Source organism: Arthrobacter sp. TJ-178, assembly GCF_058269275.1.
Map to the genome: position 1 here is coordinate 195,334 of NZ_JBZCNK010000002.1, position 12,264 is coordinate 207,597.

Below are 12,264 nucleotides of genomic sequence, written 5' to 3' on the forward strand. Positions count from 1 at the left end.
CATTCTCCTTTTTATCCAGACCGGATATCCCTGTCACAGCCAGTCCGGCACGTCGGTGAGAATCTCCATCAGGGTTTCCGAGCCCAGCAGGTACATGCCCGGATGGTCGTCGGAGTTGGACAGCAGAGCTGAGGCCATGCAGACAGCCCAGGCCTGCGCGCGGGCCCAGACGTACGGATCGCCGTCGTACTGGCTTCCCAGGGATGCCCGGAAGGCACTGCGCCCGTTTTGATCAAAGACCAGCCACGCCGCTGCGAGGTCGGTGGCCGGGTCTCCGGCGGTCAGGTCGCCGAAATCGATGACGGCCTGCAGGGTGCTGCCGTCTGCGGTGCCCACGAGGTTTGCCGGATGCAGGTCACCGTGGAGCCACAGTGCCGGGCCTGGCCAGGCCGGGAGCTTGAGGCCGGCCTCCCAGAGTTCACGGACCCGGGCCGCATGCGGCACCATGCCGCTGGCCAGCCGGTCCCTCACCGCGTCATTGCGTTCCTCCAGGGGTACGCCCCGCACCGCGTTGTAGGGGAAGCCCGGCGGGGCAGGCTGATGGAAAGCGTTCAGGAACCCTGCCAGCTGATGGGCCAGCGCCGTGTTTCGATCCCTCGGCTGCAGGGAAACCTCCACCCCGTCGAACCAGCGGGTGATGTTCCAGGGCCAGGGAAATGCTTCGGAGGGCCGGCCGGCCAGGACGGGCGCTGAGGTCGCCACCGGGAGGTTGCCGGTCAGTCCCGGGAGCCACTGCTGCTCGTTGGCCGCCAGCTGCGCTGCCGAGAGCCGCCGGGGAAGCCGAACGGCGTGGTCGGTTCCGAGCCGGAAAATGTAGTTGTCCCAGCCGTTGGCGACCGGGAACAGCGGCTCGTCAGCCAGGGAGGGATGCTGTTCGCGCAGCAGCCGCTGCACCAGATCAACATCCACAAAGATTTCTGCCGCGGGATGGTTGGCCATGCCAGAACCCTACAGTCCGTCCAAGTCCGGCGTCTGCTCCCAAGCGGCGTCCGGTTAAAGCACTGCCGGCCCCGGGAATCCCGGAGCCGGCAATGTTATAGCGGTTAGCGCTGCGGTGATTAGCCCTGCACGCCGAGGCGTTCCAGGATCAGCTCGCGGACGCGGCCTGCGTCGGCCTGCCCGCGGGTGGCCTTCATGACGCCGCCAACAATGGCGCCGACAGCCTGGACCTTGCCGCCGCGGATCTTGTCCGCGACGTCGGGCTGGGCTGCCAGGGCGGCATCGATGGCTTCGAGCAGGGGGCCGTCGTCGGACACCACGGCCAGGCCGCGGGCGTCGATGACTTCCTCCGGGGTGCCTTCTCCGGCGAGGACGCCGTCGAGGACCTGGCGGGCCAGCTTGTCGTTGATCTTGCCGGCCTGGATCAGGCGGTCAAGCTCCACGATCAGTTCGGGCGTCACGCCCACCTCGGTGGGATCCACTTCGGCTTCCTTGGCGCGGCGGGACACTTCACCCATCCACCACTTGCGGGCCACCTGTGCGGAGGCGCCGGCGGCGACGGTTTCCTCGATGGAGTCCATGACGCCGGCGTTGACGACGTCGCGGAACTCGGCATCCGAGTAGCCCCAGTCCGCCTGCAGGCGCTTGCGGCGCTCTGCGGGCGGCTCGGGGAGGCGGGAGCGCAGCTCCTCGATCCATTCCGGCGTGGTGACAACGGGAACCAGATCGGGCTCCGGGAAGTAGCGGTAGTCATCGGCGTCGGACTTGGGCCGGCCTGACGTCGTCGAGCGGGTGTCCTCGTGCCAGTGCCGGGTCTCCTGGACAATCTTGTTGCCGGAGTCCAGAACGGCAGCATGGCGCTGGATCTCGAAGCGGACGGCGCGTTCGACGGCGCGCAGCGAGTTCACGTTCTTGGTTTCCGAGCGCGTGCCGAACTTTTCCTGGCCGTACGGCCGCAGCGACACGTTGGCATCGCAGCGGACGTTGCCTCGTTCCATCTTGGCGTCGGAAACGCCCAGGTTCTTCACGATCTCGCGGATTGCCGCCACGTAGGCCTTGGCCAGTTCGGGTGCACGGGAACCGGCACCTTCAATGGGCTTGGTGACAATTTCCACCAGCGGAACGCCGGAGCGGTTGTAATCCACCAGAGAGAAGTCGGCGCCCTGGATGCGGCCGGCCGCGCCGCCCATGTGGGTGAGCTTGCCGGCGTCTTCCTCCATGTGCGCGCGCTCGATCTCGACGCGGAACACGGTCCCGTCTTCCAGCTCGATATCCAGGTAGCCGTCGTACGCAATCGGATCTTCGTACTGCGAGGTCTGGAAGTTCTTGGGCGTGTCCGGGTAGAAGTACTGCTTCCGGGCGAAGGTGCAGGATTCGGCGATCTTGCAGTTCAGCGCCAGGCCGATCAGGATCGAGTATTCCACGGCGGTCTTGTTCACCACGGGCAGGACGCCGGGCATGCCCAGGCACACCGGCGTGACGTTGGTGTTGGGCTCGTCGCCGAAGACGTTGGGCGCATCGGAGAACATCTTGGTGTTGGTGCTGAGCTCCACATGGACCTCAAAACCGAGCACCGGATCATACTTCTCCATGGCCTCTTCGAAGGACAGGGTGTCGTCCTGGATGTGCACAGACATTACTTGACTCCTCCGAGTACGGGTGCAGAGGCCAGCAGCGGGCCGCCCCACTTCTTTTCCAGCAGGGCCTCGAGAGCGGCACCGGCGCGGTACAGGCGGGCATCTTCCCGGACCGGAGCCAGGAACTGGATACCCACGGGCAGTCCGTCAGCCAGGCCGCCGGGAATGGAGATGCCCGGAACGCCGGCCATGTTGGCCGGGATGGTGGCAACGTCATTCAGGTACATGGCCAGCGGATCGTCCAGCTTCTCCCCCAGCTTGAACGCAGTGTTGGGCGAGGTCGGGGAGATCAGCACGTCAGCCTTGGCGAACGCGGCGTTGAAGTCGCGCTGGATCAGGGTGCGCACCTTCTGGGCCGAGCCGTAGTAGGCGTCGTAGTAACCGGCGGACAGGGCGTAGGTGCCCAGGATGATGCGGCGCTTGACCTCGTCGCCGAAACCGGCGGCGCGGGTGGCGGCCATGACCCGTTCGATGGTCATGGGGCCGTCAGCGGGCAGGGCACGCATGCCGTACCGGACGCCGTCGTACTTGGCCAGGTTCGAGGAAGCCTCGGACGGCATGATCAGGTAGTAGGCGCCCAGCGCGTACTTGAAGTTGGGGCAGGAAACCTCAACGATTTCCGCGCCGGCATCCTTGAGCAGTTCCAGGGATTCGGAGAAACGGGCCAGGACGCCTGCTTCGTAGCCTTCGCCCTGCAGTTCCTTGACGATGCCGATGCGCATCCCGGCGACGCTGCCGTTGCGGGCAGCTTCCACGAGGTTGCCCACGGGATCCGGCAGCGACGTGGAGTCGCGGGGGTCGTGTCCGCCGATGACTTCCTGCAGCAGTGCAGCGTCCAGAACGGTGCGCGATACCGGGCCGATCTGGTCCAGCGAGGAGGCCATGGCAATGGCGCCGTAGCGGGAAACCCCGCCGTAGGTGGGCTTGACGCCCACGGAACCGGTGACGGCGGCCGGCTGGCGGATGGATCCGCCGGTGTCGGTGCCCAGCGCCAGCGGAGCCTCGAAGGCGGCGACGGCGGCTGCGGAACCGCCGCCGGAACCGCCGGGGATGCGGTCCAGGTCCCACGGGTTGCGGGTGGGGCCGTAGGCGGAGTGCTCGGTGGAGGAACCCATGGCGAATTCGTCCAGGTTGGTCTTGCCGAGCATCGGCATGCGGGCGGCACGGATCCGGGTGATCACCGTGGCGTCGTACGGGCTCATCCAGCCCTCAAGCATCTTGGAGCCGGCCGTGGTGGGCTGGCCCTTGGTGACAATGAGGTCCTTGATGGCGATCGGCACGCCGGCCAAGGTGTGCAGCGATTCGCCGGCGGCGCGCGCCTTGTCGACGTCGGCCGCAACCTGCAGCGCTTCGTCGGTGTTCACGTGGAGGAAGGCGTTGACGGCGCCGTCCACCTCGGAGATGCGGTCCAGGTGGGCCTGCGTGACCTCGACGGCGGATACCTCGCCGGCGGCGAGCTTGTCTGCCAGGACGGCAGCGCTCGATGTAATCAGTTCATTCATGGAAGTCTTTACTCCTCATCCAGGATGGCAGGGACCTTGAAGCGGCCGGCCGCATTGTCGGGAGCACCGGAGAGCGCTTCTTCATTGGTCAGGGTCTGCCCTACAACATCCTCGCGGAACACATTGACCAGCGGGATGGGGTGGGAAGTGGCGGGGATGTCCTCACCGGCAACTTCGCTAACGGATTTGATCGAATCAACAATGACATCGAGTTCGCCGGCCATTTTGGCCAGTTCATCCTCGGTCATCTCAATGTGGGCCAGATGCGCCAGGTGCGCCACAGCCTCACGATTGATCTCAGACATGAGTCTCCCATGCGTCTTTTTTCGGATAAAAAGGTATCCGTTCCAGTCTACGGCGTTTGGTGGTGCCGTTTTTCGGAGCGCGCGGGAGGGGAAGCGCCGTCGTCGCGCCCCTCCGACCATTCCTTCGGGCACCCCGGAGCAGGCCACAAGAAAACCCCACCCGCAGAAAGCACGGATGGGGGTCTCCCAACTGTCTTGCCCGAAGGCACCGAGATGCGGGTCAGAGCTCCAAAACGAAAACCCAGAGGAGGATGTCCTCATCCGGCACAACCCAGTCGCGTTCCGGAACGCGCTTGAAGCCCATGGACCTGTAAAGCGCGTGGGCACCGGTCATGGGCGTCATGCTGGTCAGGCTGACGGCATGGATGCCGTCAAGGCTGCGGGCGTAGTCAATGATGGCTGCGACCAGGGCCCGGCCGACGCCGCCGCGCTGCAGTGCGGGGTCCACGGCAAGCATGCGGAACTCCAGCTCGCCCTCGATCGCAATGTCGGTGTAGGGCTGGCCGGCAAAAGTAATGGCTGCCGAAGCTGCCACTTTGCCGTCCAGTTCAGCAACCCAGACCAGCGCGTTGGCGGCGCGGTCCTCTACGTTTTCCAGATCCTTCACGTAGGGGTTGTCCGCCTCGATGAAGTTGGCACTGAGGTACGCGTCACGGGTGATCCGGCGGATGTCGTCGAAGTCTGCCTCGGTAGCCTGCCGGATTGTGATGCTCATGCGTGGTACGAATCCTTGCGTCGGTCTTGATTTCCAACGATGATTCTAGCCGCCGAAATCAGCTCCTTAATGCCGGTCGTGCCGCCGGACACCGCCGGGGCGAACGGGCACGCATGCAGCCCCGGCAGCAGCCGGCTACCGGCGACGTGCGGCCGCCGCGCAGGCAACGCAGAAACGGGCCTCGGGCCGGATTTCCAGGCGTTCCGCCGGAATGGGATTGCCGCACATCTCACAGACTCCATAGGTGCCTTCGTCCAGCCGGACCCGCGCATCAAGGAGTTCAATGAGCGAGGCTTCAGCTGCCGCGAGCAGGGCCATTTCATTGTTGCGTTCCACGGAGACGGTGGATCCTTCGGGATCGTGCTCGTCGTCGGCGGGAGTGTCCTTGGCGGCGAGGGTTACCTCGCGGATGTCCGCCACAACACGGCTGATCTTTTCCCGGGCGGAGTCGATGCGTTCGTCCAGAAGCTGCTCAAAATGGGCCTTGTCCAAATCAGCGGGGGTGGCACGATTGGGAGCCGGAACGGTTGCGGCCGCAGCTGTTGAGGTCTTGCGCGGAGCGGCAGGTGCTTTACGTGTCATGGGGGTTCCTCCTGGTCCCTGAATGCCAAGCAGTGTCATAGATTATCCGCTCCCTCCCGTCCGAACACCCGGCCGCAGAACGCCGCTTTCCTCAGGGCTTAAAGCGGCTCCGATCGGGCGGATCCGGCTATGGACCCTTCCCAGAAGCGCCGGCCTGCTGCAGCACTGACCTCCCTGCGCGCAGAACCGGCTACGGCAGGTGCGTGACGGTCCCGCACCAGGCATCCAGCAGCCGGCTGTCATGGCTCAGCGCCAGGACTCCAAGACCGCGGGCAGCGACTTCATCGCCGATGGTCCGGACCACGGCCGCAGTTGTGGCGGCATCAAGCATGGCAGTCGCCTCGTCACAGATGAGGTAGTGGGGTTTGGCGGCCAAGGCGCGGGCCAGGCAGGCCCGCTGGAGCTGGCCGTCGGAAACCTCGTGGGGATACCGGTCCAACAGGTCAGCGGTCAGCTGCACCCTGCCCGCGAGCTGCGCCACGCCCGCATGCACCTCCCTGCGCCGCGCGGAACGGCGGACACCGGAAAAGCCCTCCGCGATAACGGCGCGCAGCGTCATCCGGGGACTGCAGGACCGGCGCGGGGACTGAAACAGCATGGCGATGCCGCCGTCGCCCGCCCCACGAACAATCGCACCGTTGCAGGCGACGTGCCCCGCCGACGGCGGCAGCACTCCGGCCAGTACCCGGGCCAAGGTTGTCTTACCGCTGCCCGAAGGCCCTGTCAGCCCCACCTGGCTGCCTGCGGGGATCCTCAGGCTCACGTTCTGCAGCACCGTCCTGCCGCCGTAGGAGAACCCCACTTTTACGGCGCTGAGTTCACCGGGCATGGTCTGCCTCCAATTCTTCCGCCGCCTGCAGCCGGTCCGCGTAGGTGTAGTCCGGCGGAAGATTTGTCAGCTCCGGCGGCAGGCCCCGCATTGGATGCAGCCCGTTGGCCGGAAGGGCGGCGAGCAAGTCAACGGTGTACGGCTCCGCTGGCGCCGTCAGGATCCGGGCGGCAGGGCCGGTCTCAATGATCCGCCCTGCGTACATCACGGAGACCTCGTCCGCGGTGCCTTCAGCGGCGAGCGCCTGCAGGTCATGCGTGATCAGGACGACGGCGGTCCCGGAGTCCGCTGTGCTGCGCAGCAGTCCCAGGGTGAGCTGCGCCAGGCCGGGGTCCAGGCCGGAGATCGGTTCATCCGCCACCAATACGTCAGGGTCCCCGGCGAGGGCGAAGGCAAGGGCGGCGCGTTGCAGCATGCCGCCGCTCAGTTCGTGCGGAAACGCCTCCAGAGCACCCGCATCCAGGTGGACCCGGTCCAGCAGCTCCTCCGCAGCGGCTTTTCCCCGAAGTTCGCCGACCGTCTCCCGCAACTGCGCGCCAACCCGCCGAACCGGCGTGAGATAGGTGGCTGCGGACTGCGGAACGTAGCCGATTTTCCGGCCCCGAAGCGCGGCCGTCCGGGCAGCCGCGGCACGCCCCGCACCGGTCAGGGCAGTCGCCGTTCCGTCACGGTCAACGTATTCCAGCCGGCCGCCGGCCCGCGTACCCGCCGGCAGCATGCCCAGGACGGCAGCGGCCAGAGTTGTCTTTCCGCAGCCTGATTCCCCTACAACCGCATGTATCCTGCCGCGGCAGGCAGTGAAAGCAACATCAGTTGCAGCATGCACCCACGCTGCCCTTCCCCGAACAGTGACCGGTATTCGAACAGTGTGCCCTTCGGCCCGAATGGCGACGCTCACGACCGGCCTCCCGTTCCGGACACCAGTCCGGACCCGCAGGCGGCAATTGCCAGGGTCGTAGCCACGAGGAGCAGCGCGGGGAACACCAGGGCCCACCATCCGCCCAGCATCACCTCGGCCTGGGCTTCCTGCAGCAGTGTGCCCAGGGACGCCCGGTCCGGGGAGAGCCCAAGTCCCAGGAAGGAGAGGGTGGACTCATGCCAGATGGCATGCGGCAGGAGCATCACCGTGGCCACCGTTCCCTGCCCCAGCGCCGCAGGCAGGAAGTGCTGCCGAAGGACCTGGGCACGCGTCCTGCCCAGAAGATAGGACGCTTCCACATACTCAAGGCCGCGCACGGACAGGACCTCCGCCCGGACGATCCTTGCAACCTGGGTCCAGTGCGTCAGAGCGATGGAGGCAATGATGGCGATGACCGACCCCCGGAACATTGCCACGATGACCACACCCAGCAGCAGATGCGGAACAGCGTTGACTGCGTCGATACACCGCATGATGATTCGGTCTGCCCGGCCGCCGAGCGCCGCGGAGACGGAGCCCGCGAGCATTCCCAGGCCCATCGCGAGCACGGCGCAGACTGCAGCAATGAGGAGCGAGATCCGCAGCCCTGAGGCCAGCCGGACAAACAGGTCACGGCCGGCGTGGTCTGTTCCGAACAGGTGGGAGGACGACGGCGGCAGGCGGCCGGAGCTGAAATCGGTCAGCTTTTGGTCCGTGCCGGCCAGCAGGGGAACCAACACTGCATAGGCAGCAATGCACACCAGCGCGGCCGCGCCGATGAGTGCACCCGTGCGCTTGCCGGCACGGCTGCGCTCCGGGGAAACCACCTGGCGCAGGACCGGTCCGAGGTGGTGGCTGGAAACTTTGGAACTAGACATCGGCGGTCACCCTCGGATCGATCAGCACGTACAGGAGGTCCGCGAGCAGGGCTGCTGCCAGCACGGCAACGGTGGTCATCACCGTGAGGGCCGCCAGCAGGGCAAAGTCCAGTGCCTGCGCCGAAGACACCACTGCCGCGGCCAGTCCCGGCCAGGAAAACACCGTCTCCACCAGCACAGCCCCAACGATCACTTCGGGAAGCCGCGATCCGAGCACAGCGATGAAAGGCGCCAGCGCCGCCGGCAGCACATGGTTGCGGATCACCGTCCTCTCGCGCAATCCGCGCAGGCGGGCACCGCGCACCGCATCGGAGCCCAGGATCCCGGTCACGGAAACGCGCAGGGACAGCAGCAGCCAGGGCAGCTGCGACAACGCTGTGGCCAGCACGGGCAGCACCATGTGCCGGGCCAGCTGTCCGGCACTGAGCTCGGCGCCGGGATCCGTCAGCCCGCCGCCGGGCAGCCATCCGGCGGCCACGGCGAAGACTCCCAGCAGACCCAGTGAAATGACAAATGGAGGCAGCCCCTGGAGGACGGCGGCCGCAGCACCCACGCCCCGGTCCAGGAGTCCGCCCGGACGGCGGGCGCACTGCATGGCCATCAGGAGCGAGCTGACCACCGCGAGGAACAATCCTGTTCCGGCAACCAGCAGCGTCCAGGGCAGCCGCTCGGACACGACCGCTGTCACCGGCTGCCGGAAGACTCTTGACTGTCCAAGGTCACCGGTGAGAGCCGAACCTATCCACTGCCACCAGGCGGAGTACCAGGGGGTTTCCAGGCTGAGGGCTGCCGAGAGCTCTGCTCTCTGTTCCACCGTGGCCTGGACATAGCGGTCCCCCAAGTAGGCGGCAAGCGGATCGAAGGGCGAGATTCCGGCCAGCAGGAAAACCAGCAGGCTCACACCCAGAACAATCGGCAGCCCGAGGGCGCAGCGCCGGAAAATGATGGTTCCGAGCTCCGCGCGCCGCCGGCGTGACCGCCGTGCGGGCAGCTGAGCTTCCGCAGGCACGCGCTAGTCCCGGGTCCAGTCGCGCAGGCTCCACCAGAAGCCCCACCCGACGTCGTGGGCATGCGGTTCCAGGACGGTCTGGACGTTCTGCCAGCCCATCTCCCGCTGGATGTAGTTATGGTCAATGAAGGCCAGCATGACGTAGCCGGGCTGTTGCATGTACAGGTCCTGGACCGCCAGATAGTGGGCGGTGCGTTCGGCGGGATCCGGGCTCTTCCGGGCCGCCTCCAGATGGGTATCCATCGCGGTGCTGCCGGTATTGCCCGGGTTGGCAAACGGTGAGCCGGAGCCAGGCAGCGCCGTATGCAGGGTCTCGAACAGCTGCGAATCCAAATCATAGGGTTTGTCGCCGCCGCCCAGCAGGATTGCGACGTCGTTGCGCCGTTCCTCGATGACACTCCAGTCCGTGCCCAGAAGCGTGACATCCACCCCGAGTTTGGACATGTCCGAGGCAAACGCCAGAGACAGGTCCCGGCGGAGGGTGTCACTCGCGTTGTAGGCCAGTTCAAAGGCTGCCCGGACACCGTCCCTGGCCCGCACTCCGTCCTCGCCCGTGACCCAGCCTGCCTCATCGAGGAGCGCCGCGGCCGCCTCCGGGTCGGAGGCAAACTCGGCCTGCGGATCGTACGCTTCTCCGTAAACCGCTGCCACCGGTGTGTGCGCGGGAGTGCCGCGGCCATCCAGCACATGCTCCACAATGCCCGCCCGGTCAACAGCCAGATTCATGGCCATGACGGCCTGGGGGTCACTGGCGAAGGCGTTGCCGGACGGCAGGGACAGCCCACGCCAATCAGCGGTGCCCACGGCCTCGTGCAAGTACCCCGGTTTGTCTTCGTAGTCGGCGGCGAGCCGCGGCGGCAGGACGGTTCCGTCGATCTCCCCCGACTGAAGCCGCTGGGCCCGCGAGTTGTCGTCGGGGACATGGATGATCGTTACCGTCTTGACCTCCGGCGCACCGTTCCAGTAGTCCTCATTCGCGCTCAGGACCATCTCATCCGCGCGCAGCGACGTGACGGTATAGGGGCCTGTTCCCACCGGGTCGGAGTTCAGGGGTGATTCCGCCGCGAGGCCCGGCGTCAGCCGCTCCGAGGGCGCGATGCCCAGCAGCAGCCGGCTGGCAAACCCCGCATACGGATACTTCAGGGTGAAGGTGACGGTTCCGTCCGGGCCGGCGGTGACCTCCTGAAGCATGGCGTAGGAAGGGGCCAGCTCGGACGCCGAGCCCGGGTCGATGACCGCCTGATAGGTGGCAGCAACATCATCGGCATCCAGGGCGGTGCCGTCGCTGAACTTCACTCCGTCGCGGACCCGGACGGTCCACTGGGTGCCGTCGGCGTTGCTCTGCGGCATGTCGGTGGCCAGCCACGGAACCAGGCCGGGCAGGGAGGAGGATCCGTCCGTGGGCGCCAGCCGCAGGAGTCCGTCATAGATTTGCGACTGTCCGCTGTCCCCGTGGCCGCCCACCGGGTTGAACTGGCCGAGTTCGTTTGCATCCGCAAGGACCAGGGCGGCACTGTCCGTGGAGTTCTCCGGGGCCGTCACGCAACCGGCCGACGCCGCCAGCAGCAGGGCTGTGGCTGCCGTTAGGGACAGTTTCCGGAACCTGGTTTCTACCATGAGGGCTTCCCGTCGACGTATGCATGCCTGTGCAGACAATGATGAATCAGCGTCTGGGCGGGCACCATCCTTTCCGCCCGTCCACGGCACCAATTCACCAATTGCGTTCCTTGCCCCGGAACCGGTTGTGCGCCGTGCCGGGGCTCTGCGAGGATTCCGAGGTATGGAACCCTTGCCGGCCGGAGCTGCCGTGGACGCCGTGGAGGACGTGCCCGGAGCCGTTGATGTGCAGGGGTGGGCCGCCCGTTTTGATCTGGTGTCCGATCCCACCCGGCTCAAGCTGTTGCTGTGCCTGCACTTCAGCCCGGAGATCTCGGTGACCCGGCTGGCCGCCGCGGCCGGGGTGTCACAGACGGTGGTCAGCCAATCGCTGCGCCCGCTGCGGGACCGGGAATGGGCGGTGGTGGAGAAAGTGGGCCGTGAGCACCGCTACCGGCTGGTGGACGAATCGCTGCACACCCTGCTGCACACCATCGGGGCGCCGCATTCCGGCTAGCATTGCGGAACACCAACAGTCGCAGCCTGCCCTCAGGAGCGGTGCGCCGAACAGGACCGGGGACACGCAATGGTTGATGCGCATTACAACGAGCCCCGTCTGGTGGCGCTCTACGACGAGGACAATGCCGGCCGCTGGGATATCGACTTTTATGCCGGCATGCTCGGCGCGCTCAGTGAAGAGCGCGGGCCGCTGCGGATTGCCGACGTCGGCTGCGGCACCGGCAGCTTTGCCGTGGAACTGGCCCGGGCCGGGCATGCGGTGACCGGCATTGATCCGGCATCGGGGATGCTGGATGCCGCGCGGTCACGCGACGGCGGGGAACTGGTGACGTGGCTGCACGGAACCGCCGAGGACCTGCCGGCGGGTCCCTTTGATGCAGCGCTGATGACCGGGCATGCATTTCAGTGCCTGCTCACCGAAGCCGGGATCCTCGCCTCGCTCCGGGCGGTGCATGCCCGGCTGGCCCCCGGGGGAACCTTTTATTTTGAAACCCGCAACCCGGCTGCGAAGGCGTGGCTTCAGTGGGACAGCGCCAGCACGGGACCGGAACTGCAGGAATCCTCCGCGGGAACGCTGGAAGTGGAATGGGAACTGATTTCCGTCACGGAGGAGCCCGACGGCGTCCTGGTCACCTTCGAGGACCGCACCCGTTTCCTGGCCGACGGCGAGCGCTTCGCCAGCCGCAGCACCCTGAAGTTCACACCGGCCGACGTCCTCGCGCGGCTGCTGCAGGAGGCGGGCTTCGGGCCGGTGGACTGGTACGGCGACTGGAACGGCGGGCCGTTGGACCCGGAGTCCAGCCGCGAGATCATTGTCGCTGCCCGCGCTTGAAATCCACTCCCCTAAGGCATCAC

The 12,264-nt window shown here is 66.6% G+C and carries 13 protein-coding genes; 2 read left to right on the plus strand and 11 right to left on the minus strand.

What is annotated here, in order from left to right; all coding sequences use genetic code 11:
* Positions 1–33: 33 nt before the first annotated feature.
* The 11 genes from AC4D2Q_RS07255 to AC4D2Q_RS07305 form a co-directional block, all read right to left on the minus strand.
* Positions 34–939 (minus strand): aminoglycoside phosphotransferase family protein, encoded by a 906-nt coding sequence (locus tag AC4D2Q_RS07255; RefSeq protein WP_490945843.1) that lies wholly within the window; start codon positions 937–939, stop codon positions 34–36.
* A gap of 119 nt (positions 940–1,058) precedes the next feature.
* Positions 1,059–2,576: an Asp-tRNA(Asn)/Glu-tRNA(Gln) amidotransferase subunit GatB gene (gene gatB / locus AC4D2Q_RS07260; RefSeq protein ID WP_490945844.1), complete on the minus strand. Its 1,518-nt coding sequence runs from the start codon at positions 2,574–2,576 to the stop codon at positions 1,059–1,061.
* The gene (gatA, locus tag AC4D2Q_RS07265; protein ID WP_490927237.1) at positions 2,576–4,078 is read right to left on the minus strand and encodes an Asp-tRNA(Asn)/Glu-tRNA(Gln) amidotransferase subunit GatA; all 1,503 of its coding nucleotides are present in this window, start codon (positions 4,076–4,078) and stop codon (positions 2,576–2,578) included. Before gatA ends, gatB begins: the two co-directional genes overlap by 1 nt.
* 8 nt (positions 4,079–4,086) lie before the next feature.
* The gene (gene gatC / locus AC4D2Q_RS07270) at positions 4,087–4,383 is read right to left on the minus strand and encodes an Asp-tRNA(Asn)/Glu-tRNA(Gln) amidotransferase subunit GatC (RefSeq protein WP_210230431.1); all 297 of its coding nucleotides are present in this window, start codon (positions 4,381–4,383) and stop codon (positions 4,087–4,089) included.
* Positions 4,384–4,603: 220 nt separating this feature from the next.
* Positions 4,604–5,098 (minus strand): GNAT family N-acetyltransferase, encoded by a 495-nt coding sequence (locus tag AC4D2Q_RS07275; RefSeq protein ID WP_490945845.1) that lies wholly within the window; start codon positions 5,096–5,098, stop codon positions 4,604–4,606.
* 135 nt (positions 5,099–5,233) lie between these two features.
* Positions 5,234–5,680 carry a TraR/DksA family transcriptional regulator gene (locus tag AC4D2Q_RS07280; RefSeq protein ID WP_490945846.1) on the minus strand — a complete coding sequence of 149 codons (447 nt, stop codon included), beginning with the start codon at positions 5,678–5,680 and terminating at the stop codon, positions 5,234–5,236.
* 190 nt (positions 5,681–5,870) lie between these two features.
* Positions 5,871–6,509, minus strand: a complete 639-nt coding sequence (locus AC4D2Q_RS07285) for an ABC transporter ATP-binding protein (protein WP_490945847.1) — start codon at positions 6,507–6,509, stop codon at positions 5,871–5,873.
* Positions 6,499–7,335: an ATP-binding cassette domain-containing protein gene (locus AC4D2Q_RS07290; RefSeq protein ID WP_490945848.1), complete on the minus strand. Its 837-nt coding sequence runs from the start codon at positions 7,333–7,335 to the stop codon at positions 6,499–6,501. The genes AC4D2Q_RS07285 and AC4D2Q_RS07290 overlap by 11 nt, the downstream gene beginning before the upstream one ends.
* Before the next feature lie 68 nt (positions 7,336–7,403).
* Entirely contained in the window at positions 7,404–8,285 is an 882-nt protein-coding gene (locus AC4D2Q_RS07295) for an ABC transporter permease (protein ID WP_490945849.1), read from the minus strand.
* Positions 8,278–9,294: an ABC transporter permease gene (locus AC4D2Q_RS07300; protein WP_490945850.1), complete on the minus strand. Its 1,017-nt coding sequence runs from the start codon at positions 9,292–9,294 to the stop codon at positions 8,278–8,280. The genes AC4D2Q_RS07295 and AC4D2Q_RS07300 overlap by 8 nt, the downstream gene beginning before the upstream one ends.
* A gap of 3 nt (positions 9,295–9,297) precedes the next feature.
* The gene (locus AC4D2Q_RS07305) at positions 9,298–10,911 is read right to left on the minus strand and encodes an ABC transporter substrate-binding protein (protein ID WP_490945851.1); all 1,614 of its coding nucleotides are present in this window, start codon (positions 10,909–10,911) and stop codon (positions 9,298–9,300) included.
* 163 nt (positions 10,912–11,074) lie between these two features.
* Between AC4D2Q_RS07305 and AC4D2Q_RS07310 the strand changes: the two genes are divergently transcribed.
* Together AC4D2Q_RS07310 and AC4D2Q_RS07315 are read left to right on the plus strand one after the other, a co-directional pair.
* Positions 11,075–11,407 carry an ArsR/SmtB family transcription factor gene (locus AC4D2Q_RS07310; protein ID WP_490927229.1) on the plus strand — a complete coding sequence of 111 codons (333 nt, stop codon included), beginning with the start codon at positions 11,075–11,077 and terminating at the stop codon, positions 11,405–11,407.
* Between the two features lie 69 nt (positions 11,408–11,476).
* Positions 11,477–12,241, plus strand: coding sequence for a class I SAM-dependent methyltransferase (locus AC4D2Q_RS07315; RefSeq protein WP_490945852.1), 765 nt, complete (start codon positions 11,477–11,479; stop codon positions 12,239–12,241).
* Positions 12,242–12,264: the final 23 nt, after the last annotated feature.